The 15206-nt window shown below is 71.3% G+C and carries 15 protein-coding genes and 1 pseudogene; 12 read left to right on the forward strand and 4 right to left on the reverse strand.

All coding sequences use genetic code 11. From position 1 onward, the window contains the following. The first annotated feature begins 15 nt into the window (after window positions 1-15). The 5 genes from ACFU5O_RS24120 to ACFU5O_RS24140 all read left to right on the forward strand — a co-directional run bounded on the left by ACFU5O_RS24120 (window position 16) and on the right by ACFU5O_RS24140 (window position 6628). Window positions 16-798, forward strand: a complete 783-nt coding sequence (locus ACFU5O_RS24120) for an ABC transporter ATP-binding protein (RefSeq protein ID WP_384243797.1) — start codon at window positions 16-18, stop codon at window positions 796-798. Between the two features lie 7 nt (window positions 799-805). Then, window positions 806-3370, forward strand: a complete 2565-nt coding sequence (locus ACFU5O_RS24125) for an ABC transporter permease (protein WP_384243798.1) — start codon at window positions 806-808, stop codon at window positions 3368-3370. 120 nt (window positions 3371-3490) lie between these two features. After that, complete coding sequence (locus ACFU5O_RS24130) at window positions 3491-3916, forward strand: GNAT family N-acetyltransferase (protein WP_384243799.1); 426 nt, start codon at window positions 3491-3493, stop codon at window positions 3914-3916. A gap of 343 nt (window positions 3917-4259) precedes the next feature. Beyond that, window positions 4260-5609 carry a hemolysin family protein gene (locus ACFU5O_RS24135; RefSeq protein ID WP_384243800.1) on the forward strand — a complete coding sequence of 450 codons (1350 nt, stop codon included), beginning with the start codon at window positions 4260-4262 and terminating at the stop codon, window positions 5607-5609. Next, window positions 5606-6628, forward strand: coding sequence for a hemolysin family protein (locus tag ACFU5O_RS24140; protein WP_384243802.1), 1023 nt, complete (start codon window positions 5606-5608; stop codon window positions 6626-6628). Before ACFU5O_RS24135 ends, ACFU5O_RS24140 begins: the two co-directional genes overlap by 4 nt. Here the strand turns inward: ACFU5O_RS24140 and ACFU5O_RS24145 are convergent. Beyond that, a complete protein-coding gene (locus ACFU5O_RS24145) occupies window positions 6616-6873 on the reverse strand; it encodes a holin (RefSeq protein ID WP_384243803.1) in 258 nt (85 codons plus the stop codon). The two genes, ACFU5O_RS24140 and ACFU5O_RS24145, sit on opposite strands and share 13 nt — an antisense overlap. A 127-nt stretch (window positions 6874-7000) precedes the next feature. Here ACFU5O_RS24145 and ACFU5O_RS24150 point away from each other — a divergent pair, with 127 nt between their 5' ends. The 5 genes and pseudogenes from ACFU5O_RS24150 to ACFU5O_RS24170 all read left to right on the forward strand — a co-directional run bounded on the left by ACFU5O_RS24150 (window position 7001) and on the right by ACFU5O_RS24170 (window position 11401). Further along, window positions 7001-7804, forward strand: coding sequence for an SGNH/GDSL hydrolase family protein (locus ACFU5O_RS24150; RefSeq protein ID WP_384243805.1), 804 nt, complete (start codon window positions 7001-7003; stop codon window positions 7802-7804). Between the two features lie 80 nt (window positions 7805-7884). Then, complete coding sequence (gene purB / locus ACFU5O_RS24155; RefSeq protein ID WP_384243806.1) at window positions 7885-9318, forward strand: adenylosuccinate lyase; 1434 nt, start codon at window positions 7885-7887, stop codon at window positions 9316-9318. Beyond that, window positions 9315-9866 (forward strand): G/U mismatch-specific DNA glycosylase, encoded by a 552-nt coding sequence (mug, locus tag ACFU5O_RS24160; protein WP_384243916.1) that lies wholly within the window; start codon window positions 9315-9317, stop codon window positions 9864-9866. Before purB ends, mug begins: the two co-directional genes overlap by 4 nt. 172 nt (window positions 9867-10038) lie before the next feature. Further along, window positions 10039-10146, forward strand: a pseudogene (locus ACFU5O_RS24165) (DNA-binding response regulator); the annotation flags it as partial. Between the two features lie 97 nt (window positions 10147-10243). Continuing rightward, window positions 10244-11401 (forward strand): ROK family transcriptional regulator, encoded by a 1158-nt coding sequence (locus ACFU5O_RS24170; RefSeq protein ID WP_384243807.1) that lies wholly within the window; start codon window positions 10244-10246, stop codon window positions 11399-11401. Between the two features lie 44 nt (window positions 11402-11445). Here ACFU5O_RS24170 and ACFU5O_RS24175 read toward each other — a convergent pair whose 3' ends face one another. The 3 genes from ACFU5O_RS24175 to ACFU5O_RS24185 all read right to left on the reverse strand — a co-directional run bounded on the left by ACFU5O_RS24175 (window position 11446) and on the right by ACFU5O_RS24185 (window position 13598). Further along, window positions 11446-12210, reverse strand: a complete 765-nt coding sequence (locus tag ACFU5O_RS24175; protein WP_384243918.1) for a GntR family transcriptional regulator — start codon at window positions 12208-12210, stop codon at window positions 11446-11448. Window positions 12211-12507: 297 nt separating this feature from the next. Continuing rightward, entirely contained in the window at window positions 12508-13389 is an 882-nt protein-coding gene (locus ACFU5O_RS24180) for an RNA polymerase sigma-70 factor (protein WP_384243919.1), read from the reverse strand. 14 nt (window positions 13390-13403) lie between these two features. Next, window positions 13404-13598, reverse strand: coding sequence for a hypothetical protein (locus ACFU5O_RS24185; protein ID WP_384243930.1), 195 nt, complete (start codon window positions 13596-13598; stop codon window positions 13404-13406). Between ACFU5O_RS24185 and ACFU5O_RS24190 the strand changes: the two genes are divergently transcribed. Further along, window positions 13527-14216, forward strand: a complete 690-nt coding sequence (locus ACFU5O_RS24190; RefSeq protein ID WP_384243809.1) for an NADPH-dependent F420 reductase — start codon at window positions 13527-13529, stop codon at window positions 14214-14216. The two genes, ACFU5O_RS24185 and ACFU5O_RS24190, sit on opposite strands and share 72 nt — an antisense overlap. 134 nt (window positions 14217-14350) lie before the next feature. Further along, window positions 14351-15181 carry an alpha/beta fold hydrolase gene (locus tag ACFU5O_RS24195; protein ID WP_384243810.1) on the forward strand — a complete coding sequence of 277 codons (831 nt, stop codon included), beginning with the start codon at window positions 14351-14353 and terminating at the stop codon, window positions 15179-15181. Window positions 15182-15206 lie beyond the last annotated feature (25 nt).

The following is a 15206-nucleotide window of genomic DNA, read 5'->3' on the forward strand; positions in this document are numbered from 1 at the left end:
ACCCGGGAGGCAGCCTTGTCGACACCCGCCACTGCACCCGCCCATGAACTGGCCGCGGATGCGCCGCTCGCCGCGCGGGCCCGCGGCCTCACCAAGGCGTACGGCACGGGCGAGACGGCCGTTCTCGCACTCGACTCGGTGGACGTCGACATCGCACGCGGGCGGTTCACGGCGGTGATGGGCCCGTCGGGTTCGGGCAAGTCCACGCTGATGCACTGCCTCGCCGGCCTCGACAGCGTGTCCGGCGGTCAGATCTGGCTCGGCGACACCGAGATCACCGGACTGCGCGAGCGCGACCTGACCCGGCTGCGCCGCGACCGGATCGGCTTCATGTTCCAGGCCTTCAATCTGCTGCCGACGCTCACCGCCGCCGAGAACATCACGCTGCCGATGGACATCGCCGGACGCAGGCCCGACCAGGAGTGGGTGGATCTCGTCATCGACACGCTGGGGTTGCGCGACCGGCTGAAACACCGGCCCGCCCAGCTGTCCGGCGGCCAGCAGCAGCGCGTGGCCTGCGCCCGGGCCCTGGCCTCCCGCCCCGAGCTGATCTTCGCCGACGAGCCGACCGGCAATCTGGACTCACAGGCCGGTGCAGAGGTGCTCGCGTTCCTGCGGGAGGCGGTGGACCGGCTGGACCAGACGGTGGTGATGGTGACCCATGATCCGGGCGCGGCAGCCCACGCCGATCTGGTCCTCTTCCTCGCGGACGGCCGCATCGTGGACGTGATGCACGGGCCGACCGCCGAGGCCGTGCTCGAACGACTCAAGCACCTCGACTCGCTGCGCAGGAGCTGAGCCCGGCATGCTCAGGGCGACCCTGCGGAGTTTCCTCGCACACAAGGGGCGGCTGCTGCTGTCGGCCCTCGCGGTGATCCTGTCCGTCGCTTTCGTCAGCGGCTCGCTGATCTTCTCGGACACGGTGGCCCGTACCTTCGACCGGCTCTTCGCCTCGACCTCGGCGGATGTGACGGTCTCTCCGAAGGCGGGCCTCGACGAGTACGTCCCCTCCGGAGTGGTCCGTACGCTGCCGGCGTCGCTGGCCGAGCGGATCCGGACCGTCGACGGTGTCGCCGGTGCCCATGCCGACGCCTCGGTCGAGAACCTCACGGTCGTCGACGAGCACAACGAGCCCGTAGGGCCGACCACCGGCGCCCCCACCATCGCCACCGACTGGTACGTCACCGACCGCAGCCCCGTGAGGCTCACCGGCGGACACGCGCCGCGAGGTCCCGGCGAAGCGCTCCTGGACAAGGACACGGCCGGCAGGAGGAACCTCGGCATCGGGGACACGCTGACCGTGATGGCCCGGCCCGGTTCGTTCCCCGTCAGGATCGTCGGCATCGCCACCTTCACCACGACCAACCCCGGTGCGGCGCTCCTCTTCCTGGACACCGCGACCGCACAGCGGCAGTTGCTCGGCCGGGCCGACGCCGCCACGTCGATCTCCGTGGACGCGGCCGACGGTGTGTCGGACGCGGTGCTCAAGCAGCGGATCGCGGGCGTGCTGGGGGACACGTACGAGCTGAAGACGGCCGACGAGCAGGCCGAATCCGCAGCGGAACAGCTGGGCGGATTCCTCGACGTGATCAAGTACGTGATGCTGGGCTTCGCCGGGGTGGCCGTGCTGGTCGGGGTCTTCCTGATCGTCAACACCTTCTCGATGCTGATCGCCCAGCGGACCCGCGAGCTGGGTCTGCTGCGGGCGCTGGGAGCGGACCGGCGGCAGGTGCGGCGCTCGGTGCTCACAGAGGCGCTGCTGCTGGGGCTGGTGGGTGCCACGCTCGGACTGGCCGCCGGGATCGGTCTCGCGGCGGGACTGATCCGGCTCATGGGGCTGTTCGGGATGAACCTGAGCGCCGCCGAGATGGTGATCGGGGTGGTGACGCCGGTCGCGGCGTACGTCGTCGGGCTCGGCGTCACCTTTGTCGCCGCGTATCTCCCGGCACGGCGCGCGGCCCGGGTCTCGCCTATGGCGGCTCTGGCGGACGCGGAAGTCGCCGGTGTGGGAAGGCCGCTGAGGATCCGGGCGGTCGCGGGTGCGGTGGTGGGTGCGGCGGGCCTCACCGCGCTCGCCGGGTGCGCGGCGAGCGGGCGGACGGCGACCGCGTCCTCGCTGCTGGGACTGGGCGTGGCGCTGACGCTGATCGCCACGGTGGTGGCCGGTCCACTGCTGGTGCGGCCGGTGATCCGGGTGCTGGGCGGGGCGTTCCCGCGGCTGTTCGGCCCGGTCGGCCGGATGAGCCAGCGCAACGCGCTGCGCAATCCCAGGCGTACGGGCGCGACGGCGGCGGCACTCATGATCGGCCTGGCGCTGGTGACCGGTCTCTCGGTGGCGAGTGCCTCGATGACCAGGTCCTTCGACCAGCAGATCGACCGCACGCTGGGCGCCGACTTCGTGGTGCAGAACACCAACTTCCAGCCGTTCCCACGGGAGGTCACCGAGAAGGTGCGGGGCGTGGAGGGCGCGGGAACGCTCGTGCGGCAGCGGTTCACGCCCCTGGCACTGACGCTTCCGGACGGCGAGCGGATCGAGTCGACGGCCGCCGGGTACGACCCGATGCTGGACGAGGCCGCCAACGTCACCTACACGAGCGGAAGCACACGAGCCGCGCTGGCGCGGGACGCCGTCGGGATGGACCGGGACTTCGCAGAGGACCACGGGGTGCGGACCGGGACGGTGCTGCCCGTGGAGTTTCCGGGCGGGCGGAAGGCCCGGCTGACGGTGGGCGCGCTGACGGACATGGACCAGGCGACGGGCCCCGGGATGACGGGCGGGCTGTTCATGGGGCTCGCCACCCTGGACCGCCATCTGCCCGGCGCCCAGGAGAGCGCGGTGTACGTCAACGCGGCGGCCGGCACCGACGCCGGCCGGCTGCGGGCGGCGCTGGAGAAGGCGCTGGATCCGTATCCGCAGGTGCAGGTGAGGGATCAGGCGGACTACAAGGAGCTGGTCCGGCAGCAGCTCGCCGTCCTGCTGTACCTGGTGTACGCGCTGCTGGGTCTGGCGATCGTCATCGCGGTGATGGGTGTGGTCAACACTCTGGCGCTCTCGGTGGTGGAGCGGACCCGGGAGATCGGGCTGTTGCGGGCGATCGGGCTCTCGCGGATCCAGCTGCGCCGCATGATCCGTCTGGAGTCGGTGGTGATCGCGGTCTTCGGCGCGGTGCTCGGGCTGGCGCTGGGCATGGTGTGGGGGGTGGCGGTACAGCAGGTGCTCGCGCTGGAGGGCATGACCGAGTTCGCCGTGCCGTGGGGGACGGTCGTGGCGGTCGTGGCCGGTTCGGTGGTCGTGGGGCTGGTGGCGGCGGTGGTTCCCGCGCTGCGGGCGTCGCGGATGAATGTGCTGGCCGCCATCGCACACGAATGACCGCGCACGAACGACCGCGCACGAACGGCCGCGCACGAACGACCGCGCACGAACGACCGCCGCGGGCTCATGACGAAAAGGCGTCGACGGCCGGGTGCCGCCGGTGGTGGGATCGCGGCCATGGATGCTCTGCGACTGCGGGCCGCGACACCGGCCGACCTCGGCACCGTGCTCTCCTTCTGGAAGGTGGCCGCCGAGGGAACCAGCATCAGTGACGACCGCGCGGGCGTCGAGCGGCTGGTCGCCCGTGACCCCGAGGCGTTGATCCTCGCGGAGCGGGACGGCGAGCTGGTGGGCACGGTGATCGCGGGGTTCGACGGGTGGCGCTGCCATCTGTACCGGCTGGCTGTGCACCCGGAGCAGCGGCGGCGGGGAGTGGGTGGGGCGCTTCTCGCGGTGGCCGAGGAGCGGTTCGTGCGACTGGGCGGCCGGCGGGGTGACGCGATGGTGCTGGAGCGGAACGAGCAGGCGCACCACGCGTGGCGGTCGGCCGGCTACGCCCGGCAGCCGGAGTGGAGCCGCTGGGTGAAGCCGTTCACCGGGTAGAGGGGCACCGGGTAGAGGGGCACCGGACCACGGGAGCGGGAGCGGGAACGGGAGCGGGAGTGGGGGCCGGGGACGGGAGCGGGAGCCGGATGAGCGTCACGGGGCATGGCCTCGACCTGCACCGGGTAAGCGGGAACGAAGCCTGACGGGACGTCGGCGTGGCGATGCCGTTGTGCGCCGTTCCGCCGACCTGTTGACGACGACACTTTGCCGGTCCTTTACCATGGGTGAAACATTCACCATCGAACGAAAGGTGTGAGCGTCCGCCCATGGGCGAGCCTCCCAGTAGCAGACACCGAGCGGTACGCCTCCCCCTGTCCGATCATGGGACGGAGGTGAACCGATGACCGAAGTGCTCCTGCTCGTGGTGGCGGTGCTGCTCTGCCTCGCATGCGGAGCATTCGTCGCGGCGGAGTTCTCGCTCACCACGGTCGAGCGTGCCGATCTCGAGCGGGCGGTGGAACGTGGCGAGCGCGGGGCGGCGAGCGCCCTGAAGGCCGTCCGTAGCCTCACCTTCCAGCTCTCCGGCGCGCAGCTCGGCATCACCGTCACCAATCTGGTCGTCGGCATGCTCGCCGAGCCGTCCGTCGCCAAGCTGATCAGCGGGCCGATCAAGGCGCTCGGCGCCTCGGAGTCCGTGGCCTCCTCGCTCGCGCTCGCCATCGGTACGGGTCTGTCGACCATCGTGCTGATGGTCGTGGGCGAGCTGGTCCCCAAGAACTGGGCGATCTCCTCACCGCTCGCGGTGGCCAAGGTCGTGGCGACTCCGCAGCGGGTGTTCTCCGCCACCTTCCGGCCGCTGATCAGCCATCTCAACAACACGGCGAACCGCATCGTGCGCCGGCTCGGACTCGAACCGACCGAGGAGCTCGCTTCCGTGCGTACGCCCCAGGAGCTCGTCGCTCTGGCCCGGCACTCCGCGAAGGAGGGCGCCCTGGAGCCGGACACCGCCGAGCTGTTCGTACGCACCCTCGGTCTCGCCGAGCTGACGACGGAGAACGTGATGACTCCTCGCGTCCAGGTCACGGCACTCGAGGTGCGTGCGACCGCCCAGGACGTCGCCAACGCCACACGGGCCACCGGGCTGTCGCGCTTCCCCGTCCACGAGGGCGGCCTCGACACCGTGGTCGGGGTCGTCCACATCAAGGACGTCCTGGCCATCCCTGCCGAGGAGCGACCCCGCCATCCGTTGGCCGACCTGCTGCGCGAGCCGCTGCTGGTGCCCGCGTCACTGACCGTGGACCGACTGCTGGACCGGCTGTCCGGCAAGCAGACCATGGCGATCGTCATCGACGAGTACGGCGGCACGGCCGGTGTCGTCACTCTGGAGGACATCGTCGAGGAGGTCGTCGGCGAGGTGCGCGACGAGCACGATCCGCACGAGACAGCGGACCTTGTGAGGGCCGGGGAGGACGCGGACGGGCGGGTGCTGTGGTCGGCGGACGGGGCCGTCCGCACCGATCAGCTGCAGGCCATCGGGCTGCGGGTGCCGGAGGGTCCCTACGAGACGCTCGCCGGCCTGATCGCCGCCGGTCTCGGCCGGATTCCGGCCGTCGGCGACAGCATCGAGCTGTCCGGCTGGCGGCTCGACGTCGTGGACGCGTCCGGTCGGCGTGCGGCGCGCGTGCTGATGCATGCGCCGCTCGACTCGGAGCGCGATGACGACGATCACGAGAGGAGCTCCGGGCGATGATCGCGATTCAGCTCCTGATCGCTTTGCTGACGCTGGTCGTCAATGCCTTCTTCGTGGGGGCGGAGTTCGCGCTGATCTCCGTACGCCGCAGCCAGATCGAGCCGCAGGCGGAAGCCGGGAACCGGCAGGCCCGCAGTGTCATGTGGGGTCTGGAGCATGTCTCGGCCCTGCTGGCCGCGGCACAGCTCGGCATCACGCTGTGCACGCTGGTCCTCGGTGTCGTCGCGGAGCCGGCGATCGCGCATCTGCTGGAGCCGGTGTTCGACGTCGTCGGCGTGCCGCACGGGCTGGTCCACCCGATCTCGTTCGTGATCGCGCTGGCCGTGGCGACGTATCTGCACATGCTTCTCGGCGAGATGGTGCCGAAGAACGTCGCGCTCGCCGAGCCCACCCGGACGGCACTGGCCCTGGGGCCGCCGCTGGTCGCCCTGGCCCGGGCGCTGCGCCCGGTGATCTTCGCGATCAACGCCTCCGCCAACGCGCTGCTGAAGCTGCTGCACGTGGAGGTCAGGGACGAGGTGTCCGCGACCTTCTCCGACGACGAACTGGCCCGGATGGTCCGGGACTCCGGCGACGCGGGGCTGCTGGACGACCGGGCGGCCGAGCGGCTGCGTGACGCGCTGGAGCTCGGGCGGCGGCCGGTGGCGGACGTGGTGGTACCGCTGGAGCAGGTGATGTACGCACAGGTCGGCGTCACGCCCGAGGAACTGGAGCGACTGGCGGCGGAGTCGGGCTACTCCCGGTTCCCGGTCGTGGACAGTACGCGGAAGATCCTGGGCTATCTGCATGTGAAGGACGCCCTGGAGGACCTGCCGCGGGACAAGCCGTTCCCGGTCTCGGCGCTGCGGCCGATCGCACGGGTGCGTGCCTCCACCCCGCTGGACGACGTTCTGACCGCGATGCGCCGCAGCCGTACCCATCTGGCGGCGGTACTGGACGAGAACGGCAAGCTCGCCGGTCTGGTCACGATGGAGGACGTGCTGCGGCAGCTGGTGGGCCGGCCCCCTCAGGACCGCTGACCACCCGGTCCCCGGTTCGTGGTCTCCGTGATGCCGGGGCCGCGCCCTCCGACGCCGGAGGCGCCGATGGCCGTGAGCACGGCCAGCAGAGCCGCGAGGCCCGCCGTCGCGAGGGCGGCGGGCCAGTCGACGTCGAAGAGGTTCGTCGCCCCGGCCACGAGCACCGCGGCGAGCGACTGGGCGAAGGTGCGGACGGCGCGTTCGGCGGTGGCGGCCCAGAAGGCCGCGTTCAACAGGTTAGTCATGTACGTGTCATACCCGCGCGCGGCCACTTCGCCGTCACCGGGCCCCGGGATCCCGGCGAGGAGCGGAGGCCTGACGGGAGAGGTCCCCGCGAGCGGGTGGCATACCGCGCGGTATGATCCCTCCGCCATGGAGATGAATGCCGCTTACACCAGTTTTGTCGCGCTCGGCGACTCGTTCACCGAGGGCATGTCCGACCTGCGCCCCGACGGGTCGTACCGCGGCTGGGCCGATCTCCTCGCCGCACGCCTGGCCGCCCGTGCACCCGACTTCCGGTACGCGAACCTCGCCGTGCGCGGCAAGCTCATCGGGCAGATCGTCGCGGAGCAGGTGGACCGGGCGGCCGCGATGAAGGCGGACGTGGTGACGCTGGTCGGCGGACTCAACGACACGCTCCGCCCGAAGTGCGACATGGGCAGGGTCCGGGGTCTGCTGGACGAGGCCGTGGAACGGCTCGCCCCCTCCTGCGAGCGGCTGGTGCTGATGCGCAGTCCGGGGCGCAACGGACCGGTCATGGAGCGCTTCCGGCCGCGCATGGAGGAGCTGTTCGACCACATCGACACTCTCGCGGCGCGGCATGGCGCGCTGGTGGTGGACCTGTACGGGGCTCCCGTCCTCGGGGACCAGCGGCTGTGGGACGTGGACCGGCTTCATCTGACCGGCGAGGGACATCGCCGGGTGGCCGAGGCCGTGTGGCAGACGCTCGGCCTGCCGGCAGAGGACGACTGGCGGGCGCCGCTGCCCTCGGCGGCGCGCCCCGGCTGGGCGGCACGGCGGACCGCGGACGCGCGCTTCGCCCGGCAGCATCTGGTGCCCTGGATAGGCAGGCGGCTCACGGGGCGCTCGTCAGGTGACGGACTCCCCGCGAAGCGGCCCGAGCTGCTGGCGTACGAGTACCCGCTCGGCGCCCCGCTCGACGGCGGGCCCTCGTAGCCCCCGACGGACCTCTCGTAGCAAGCCACAAATCGGGGCGGGGCGCTGGCCTGCGCAATCCGCCAGTAGAATCCGTACACGTGACTGCAAAGCCTCGTATCCCCAACGTCCTGGCCGGCCGCTACGCCTCCGCGGAGCTCGCCGTCCTTTGGTCCCCCGAGCAGAAGGTGAAGCTGGAGCGTCAGCTCTGGCTGGCCGTGCTCCGCGCCCAGAAGGACCTCGGGATCGAGGTACCGGACGCCGCACTCGCCGACTACGAGCGCGTACTCGACCAGGTCGACCTGGCCTCCGTCGCCGAGCGGGAGAAGATCACCCGGCACGATGTGAAGGCACGCATCGAGGAGTTCAACGCTCTCGCCGGTCACGAGCACGTGCACAAGGGCATGACCTCGCGTGATCTGACCGAGAACGTCGAGCAGTTGCAGATCCGCCTCTCGCTCGAGCTGATGCGGGACCGGACGGTCGCAGTGCTGGCGCGCCTCGGGAAACTGTCCGGGGAGTACGCCGAGCTGGTCATGGCAGGCCGCTCGCACAATGTCGCCGCCCAGACCACGACGCTCGGCAAGCGCTTCGCGACGGCCGCGGACGAACTGCTGGTCGCGTACGGGCGGTTGGAGGAACTCCTCGGCCGTTACCCGCTCCGCGGAATCAAGGGCCCGGTCGGCACCGCACAGGACATGCTCGACCTGCTGGGCGGGGACACGGCGAAGCTCGCCGAGCTGGAGGAGCGGATCGCGGGCCACCTGGGCTTCGCCCATGTCTTCACCTCCGTCGGTCAGGTCTATCCGCGGTCGCTGGACTACGACGTCGTCACCACGCTGGTGCAGCTCGCCGCCGCGCCGTCCTCGCTCGCGAAGACGATCCGGCTGATGGCGGGACACGAACTGGTCACCGAGGGCTTCAAGCCCGGCCAGGTCGGCTCTTCCGCGATGCCGCACAAGATGAACACCCGCTCCTGCGAACGCGTCAACGGCCTGATGGTCATTCTCCGCGGCTACGCCTCGATGACCGGCGAGCTGGCGGGGGACCAGTGGAACGAGGGCGATGTCTCCTGCTCGGTGGTGCGCCGCGTCGCGCTCCCGGACGCGTTCTTCGCGTTCGACGGCCTGCTGGAGACCTTCCTGACGGTGCTCGACGAGTTCGGCGCGTTCCCTGCGGTCATCGCACGCGAGCTCGACCGCTACCTTCCCTTCCTGGCCACGACCAAGGTCCTGATGGGTGCGGTGCGCGCCGGTGTCGGCCGCGAGGTCGCCCACGAGGCCATCAAGGAGAACGCCGTCGCCTCGGCGCTGGCGATGCGTGAGCAGGGCGCCGAGCGCAACGAGCTGCTGGACAAGCTCGCCGCGGACGACCGCATCCCGCTGGACCGTGCGCAGCTCGACGCCCTGATGGCGGACAAGCTGTCCTTCACGGGCGCGGCGAGTGCCCAGGTCGCCTCGGTGATCTCCCGCATCGAGGAGATCACCAAGCAGCACCCGGAGGCCGCCGGATACACACCGGGGTCGATCCTCTGACCCGGATCACTCCCGCCGAACTGGAGGCCGCCCGCGATCGCCTCGTCCCCGATGTGATCGCGGACGGTCTGTCCGTGCTGTTCTGCGGCATCAACCCCGGTCTGATGACGGCCGCGACGGGCCATCACTTCGCCCGCCCCGGGAACCGGTTCTGGCCGGTGCTGCATCTGTCGGGCTTCACCCCGCGCCGGTTGAAACCGTCCGAACAGGACGAGCTGCTCGCCTACGGGCTCGGCATCACCAATGTGGCGGCCAGGGCGACCGCCAGGGCCGACGAACTGAGCGCCGAAGAGTTCCGCGAAGGCGGCCGGATCCTCACCGAGAAGGTGGAGCGACTGCGGCCCCGCTGGCTCGCCGTCGCCGGGGTCACGGCGTACCGCACGGCCTTCGGCGACCCCGGAGCACGCATCGGCCCTCAGGACCGGACGATCGGCGGGACCCGGATCTGGGCACTGCCCAACCCCAGTGGGCTCAACGCCCACTGGACGGCACAGACGATGGCGGAGGAGTACGCCCGGCTGCGGTCGGCGGCCATCGCCCCGCAGTAGGCCGAGGGCGGCGCCGGCCCGGCCGGGGACACCGGGTCCCGGAGGTCTTCCTGGGGCTGATCGGTCTCGGTGACGACGGCCGGCAGCTGGTAGGGCAGCTCGGTGGCCACTTCGAGACACCGAGCACGACCCACCGGCCGTCCACCCGCCACGGATGCGCATCGGGCACCGAGGCGCCCAGACGGTGAACTCCCATGTGAGCGCCGTGCCGGCCAAGTTGAGGGCCGGAGACCGGACCCAGGCCGTCATCGCCGCGTACGAGTCCGGTTTCGTGGCCCCCCGCCTGAGAGAGGGCCCGCTCGCCGCCGACGCTCGCCGTGCCCCGCCGCCATTGAGTACGATCCCGCAGACACGCGCACGAGCTGGAAGGACACCTGGTGGGCCGGCTGACCGGCGGGGACCCGTCGCTGCTGCGGCGGATCAACTCCGCGGTGGTACTCCATGCGCTGCGAGGCGCCGACTCCCCCACGCTCACCGACCTCACGCGGATCACGGGGTTGTCCCGGCCCACCGTCGAGGGAGTGGTCGAAGGGCTGATCGAGGGCGGGCTCGTCATGGAGACCGCGCCCGAGGAGGGCGAGACCCGGCGGCAGGGCCGGCCTGCCCGGCGGTTCCGGTTCCGTGCGGAGGCGGGGCATCTGCTGGGGGTGGAGATCGGCCCGCACCGGGTGGCGGCGCTGCTGTCGGGTCTCGACGGACGGATCAGGGGCGCCGGGTCCCGCGAAGTGTCGGAGACCGCCTCCGCCGAGGAGCGGCTGGAGCGGGTCCGCGCCGTCGTCGCCGATGTGCTGCGCCGCTCGGGGGTCGCCCGCAGCTCGCTGCGGGCGGTCGGGGTGGGTACGCCGGGAATCGTGGAGGGTGACGGGACCGTGCGGCTGGGCACGGCGCTGCCCGGCTGGACCGGGCTCCCGCTGGGCGAGCGGCTGAGGCGCTCGTTCCGCTGCCCGGTGCTGGTGGAGAACGACGCGAACGCGGCGGCCGTCGCCGAGCACTGGAAGGGCGCCGCGACGGACTCCGACGACATCGTCTTCGTACTCGCGGGGCTGAGTCCGGGCGCGGGCTCGCTGATCGGCGGGCGGCTGCACCGGGGGTACGGCGGTGCGGCCGGCGAGATCGGCGCGCTGCATCTGCTGGGCAGGGAGGCCACTCCGGAGACGCTGCTGTCCACGACCGGCGAACCCCTGCATCCGCTCGACGAGCAGGCGGTCGCGGACGTCTTCGCCCACGCCCGCCGGGGCGACGAACGGGCATGTGCGGCCGTGGACCGGTTCATCCGTCGTCTGGTGCACGATGTCGCGGCGCTGGTACTGGCGCTCGACCCGGAGCTGGTGGTCATCGGCGGCTGGGCAGCCGGTCTGGACGGTGTGCTCGATCCGCTGCGCGACGAGCTGTCGCGCTACTGCCTGCGCCCGCCCCGTGTGGCCCTGTCGGTGCTCGGCGAGGCCGCGGTCGCGACGGGGGCGCTCCGGCTGGCGCTGGACCATGTGGAGGAGCAACTGTTCGCCGTCGAGGGAACGGTGACGGCCCGCCGCTGAGCGCGACGGACCGGAGGTGCCCGGAGGCCGGACGGTGCGTCCGGTCAGGAGGCGCGGCGGTGGTGCGCCTCGTGACGGATCTGCAGATCGCCCGAGTCGCCGAAGGTGAGCCGGCAGGTGTCCGCCCGGTATGTGGCCACGGAGACGACCGCGGTACGGCCCTCGCTGAAGTAGCGCGTGGTGACGACGAGGACGGGCGCACCCGGCAGGCGGTCCAGCTCCTTGGCGTCGTCGGCGCGCGCGGAGCCGAGCTCCACCGCACGGTCCTGGCCGTCCAGGGGCAGCTTCCGGAGCCCACGCAGGACGGCTCGGGCACGGGCCGCGCCGGAACGGGCACCGCCGGACGACACTTCGGGCACCGATCCGGACGGGATGTAGAGCAGCTCCGCGGCGACCGGCTGGCCGTGGGTGGCCAGCATCCGGCGAACGGTGTGGACCTCCTCCTCGCCCTCCGTGCCGAGCGCGCGGGCCACGACGGCCGGCGGCAGTGCGAGCGCCCAGTCCAGGGGCTGCCAGGCGTCGGTGGGGGCGCCGGGCCAGTCCTGCGGGGAGGTGGAGACGTCGACGCCCATACGGGGCGGTGCGACGGTGGTGCCGACGCCCCGCCGGCGCTGCAACCGGCCTTCCAGCTCCAGCTGTTCGAGGGCCTGGCGGAGGGTGGCGCGGGCGACGCCGAAGCGTGCCGCCAGCTCGCGCTCGTTGGGCAGGATCTCACCGACCGAGAAGTCGGAGTCGAGCGCCTCGCCGATCACGGTCTTGAGGTGCCAGTACTTCGGCTCCGGCACCGTTTCCAACTGCGTGGTCCCCACCCTGTCCTCCGCAATCGCCGTGTCCCGGCGGCTTTCCGTGCCCTTGTTTATTAAAGGTTCCTGCACTAACTCTGCGACCATAGGACCGCCCCCAGAGTTGGTCAAGACCAATCCTCCTGGGCTGCGCCATGAAATCACCGTCTGCCACAGAGCGTTCACAGAAGGTTCGTGCGGTGGCGCAAAACAGCGGCCTTCCCGGGGGACCCGGACCTGGCGCGGAGCCATGGTGTGCGGGCGCCGGCGGAAGGCCCTGCCGCCAGGGCCCGAAGAGCCGCGCAGCATCCGGTAGGGCGGGCCCTACGCCTCGAAGGCCGTGAGTTTGTCCGGATTGCGGATGAGGTAGACGCACTGGATCCTGCCGTGCCTGACCTCGACCTGGACGACCGTGTCCGGCCTGCCGCCGGAGAGAACCAGCAGCCCCGGCGCGCCGTTGAGCTCCGTGAACCGGAACTCCGCGTTCGTCAGGGGTTCCTTGGCGACGGCGAACAGGAAGCGCCCCACCTTGTCCGCGGTCTCGACGACCCGCCGGGGGGCCTTCGACTTGCCTCCGCTGTCGCTGACCAGCCGGACATCGGGGGCGAGCAGGGCGAGGAGCGAGTCGAGGTCACCTCCGGACGCCGCGGCGAGGAACCGCTCGGTCAGATCACGGCGTTCGGCCGGGTCCACGTCGTACCGGGACTTGCGCTCCTCGACATGGCGACGTGCCCGTCCGGCGAGCTGCCGCACGGCCGCCTCGCTGCGCTCGAGGGTGGCCGCGATGTCCGCGTACGGGAACCCGAAGGCCTCCCGCAGAACGAACACCGCCCGTTCCAGCGGCGAGAGCGACTCCATGACGACCATGACGGCCAGCGACACGGACTCCCTGAGCACGGCACGCTCGGCGGTGTCGGGCGCGGTGGTGCCGAACTCGGTCTCGATGGGTTCGGGCAGCCAGGGCCCGACGTACGCCTCGTGGCGTGACCGCGCCTGCCTCAGCCGGTCGACGGCGAGCCGTGTGGTGATCCGTACGAGATAGCCGCGGGGTTCCAGGACCTCCGCACGCTCCTGCGCGGACCAGCGCAGCCAGGCGTCCTGGACCACGTCCTCGGCATCGGCGAACCGGCCGAGCATCCGGTACGCCACCCCCGTGAGCACGGAGCGGTGAGCTTCGAAGACCTCGGTCACGGTGTCGGCGGCCACACCTCCATCCCAGCTCACGCGTCCACCGATGTCCAGGCGATCGGTGTGCGTCGCTGGGCACCTCCGCGTGCCGTCTGCGCACAGAATGTGCGGGTGGTGGCCGCCGCCGGGCCGACGGCCAGGACCTGGAGGTAACTGTGCGGTACGCAGTGCTGGGTACGGGTGTGGTCGGGCGGACGCTCGCGGACGAGCTGGTGAAACTTGGTCATGAGGTACGGATGGGGTCGCGGGACCCGGACAGTCCGGCGGCCGGCGAGTGGGCGGAGGCAGCGGGCCCGGTGGCGAGCCACGGCACTTTCGCCGATGCCGCGGAGTTCGGCGAGGCGGTCATCTCGGCGGTGGGCGGCCAGGTGGCCCTCGCGGCGCTGCGGTCCGTGGGCGAGGAGCCGCTCGCCGGCAAGCTGCTGATCGACGTCTCGAATCCGATCGCGTTCGAGGACGGCCGGCTGCGGCTGTCACCCGTCGAGTCGGACAGTGTGGGCGAGCAGATCCAGCGTGCGTTCCCGCGCACACAGGTCGTGAAATCGCTCAACACCGTCAACTGCACGGTGATGGTGAGTCCCGCGAAGGTGCCGGGCGGGCATCAGGTCTTCGTCTCCGGCGACGACGAGCGCGCCAAGGAGCGGACCAGGCGGCTCCTGGGCGAGTTCGGATGGCCGGCCGACCGGGTGATCGACCTGGGCGGTATCGAGACGGCGCGCGCGGTGGAGATGATGCTGCCCCTGTGGTTCACGCTCTTCCAGAAGTTCGGCCACCCGGAATTCAACTTCGAAGTACGCAAGGCGCACCGGCCGGCGAGCGGCGGACAGGTTGACAGAACCCCTTGAACTGGGGGCTACTGAGCGGTAATTGTTGCTGACAGGGCGTCTACACTCGGCGGGACGCCCGTCGGTGCAGGGTCAGGGTCACAGTTGCCGGGCACAGCCACCGAGCATGGTCACGGAGCGCAGGGAGCAGCGATATGGCCTCGAAGGTCTCGTTCACGTTCGATTCCCCTGGCGGAAGCCACACACTCTCCGTGGCGTACGAACGCCGGGGCAGCGGTGAGCCACTGCTGCTGCTCCACGGCATCGGCCATCACTGGCAGGCCTGGGAACCGGTCCTGCCGCTCCTCGCCCCGGAGCGCGATGTGATCGCCATCGACCTTCCCGGCTTCGGCACCTCCCCGTCGCTGCCCGACGGTATGTCGTACGACCTCTCGACGGTCGTACCGGCCCTCGGCGCGATGTGCGAGGCACTCGGGATCGACCGCCCCCATGTCGCGGGCAACTCCCTCGGCGGGCTGATCGCCCTGGAGCTGGGCAGGGAGAAGCTCGTACGGTCGGTGACGGCTCTCTCCCCCGCCGGGTTCTGGACGCAGGGCGAGCGCAGGTACGCGTTCGGAACACTGCTCGCCATGCGACGGGGTTCCCGGATGCTCCCCCTGAAACTGATCGACGGGCTGTCCCGTTCGGCGGCCGGGCGAGCGGCGCTGACCAGCACCATCTACGCCCGCCCGGGGCGCCGTTCACCCGAGGCCGTCGTCGCGGAGACGCTCGCGCTCCGGGACGCAGGGGGCTTCCACGGGACGCTCGGCGCGGGCCGCCGGGTCCTCTTCACCGACGATGTGCCCGGCATGCCGGTCACCGTGGCCTGGGGTACCCGGGACCGGCTGCTGCTGCCGCGTCAGGGAGTCCGCGCGAAGAAGTCGATCCCGGGGGCCCGGCTGGTGCGACTGCCCGGCTGCGGGCATGTGCCGATGAACGACGATCCCGCGCTCGTCGCCCGGGTCATCCTCGACTGCAGCAGCTGAATCCGGGGCGCCGGGCGCTGCCTGC

It is taken from the genome of Streptomyces sp. NPDC057445, from assembly GCF_042802855.1.
Classification (GTDB): Bacteria; Actinomycetota; Actinomycetes; order Streptomycetales; family Streptomycetaceae; genus Streptomyces.

What these genes read in the sequence shown, in the direction of transcription:
- ACFU5O_RS24125 (WP_384243798.1), top strand. Translation starts at nt 806, where the DNA reads ATGCTCAGGGCGACCCTGCGGAGTTTCCTCGCACACAAGGGGCGGCTG.
- ACFU5O_RS24130 (WP_384243799.1), top strand. Translation starts at nt 3,491, where the DNA reads ATGGATGCTCTGCGACTGCGGGCCGCGACACCGGCCGACCTCGGCACC.
- ACFU5O_RS24135 (WP_384243800.1), top strand. Translation starts at nt 4,260, where the DNA reads ATGACCGAAGTGCTCCTGCTCGTGGTGGCGGTGCTGCTCTGCCTCGCA.
- ACFU5O_RS24140 (WP_384243802.1), top strand. Translation starts at nt 5,606, where the DNA reads ATGATCGCGATTCAGCTCCTGATCGCTTTGCTGACGCTGGTCGTCAAT.
- ACFU5O_RS24145 (WP_384243803.1), bottom strand. Translation starts at nt 6,873, where the DNA reads ATGACTAACCTGTTGAACGCGGCCTTCTGGGCCGCCACCGCCGAACGC.
- ACFU5O_RS24150 (WP_384243805.1), top strand. Translation starts at nt 7,001, where the DNA reads ATGGAGATGAATGCCGCTTACACCAGTTTTGTCGCGCTCGGCGACTCG.
- ACFU5O_RS24185 (WP_384243930.1), bottom strand. Translation starts at nt 13,598, where the DNA reads ATGACCAAGTTTCACCAGCTCGTCCGCGAGCGTCCGCCCGACCACACC.
- ACFU5O_RS24195 (WP_384243810.1), top strand. Translation starts at nt 14,351, where the DNA reads ATGGCCTCGAAGGTCTCGTTCACGTTCGATTCCCCTGGCGGAAGCCAC.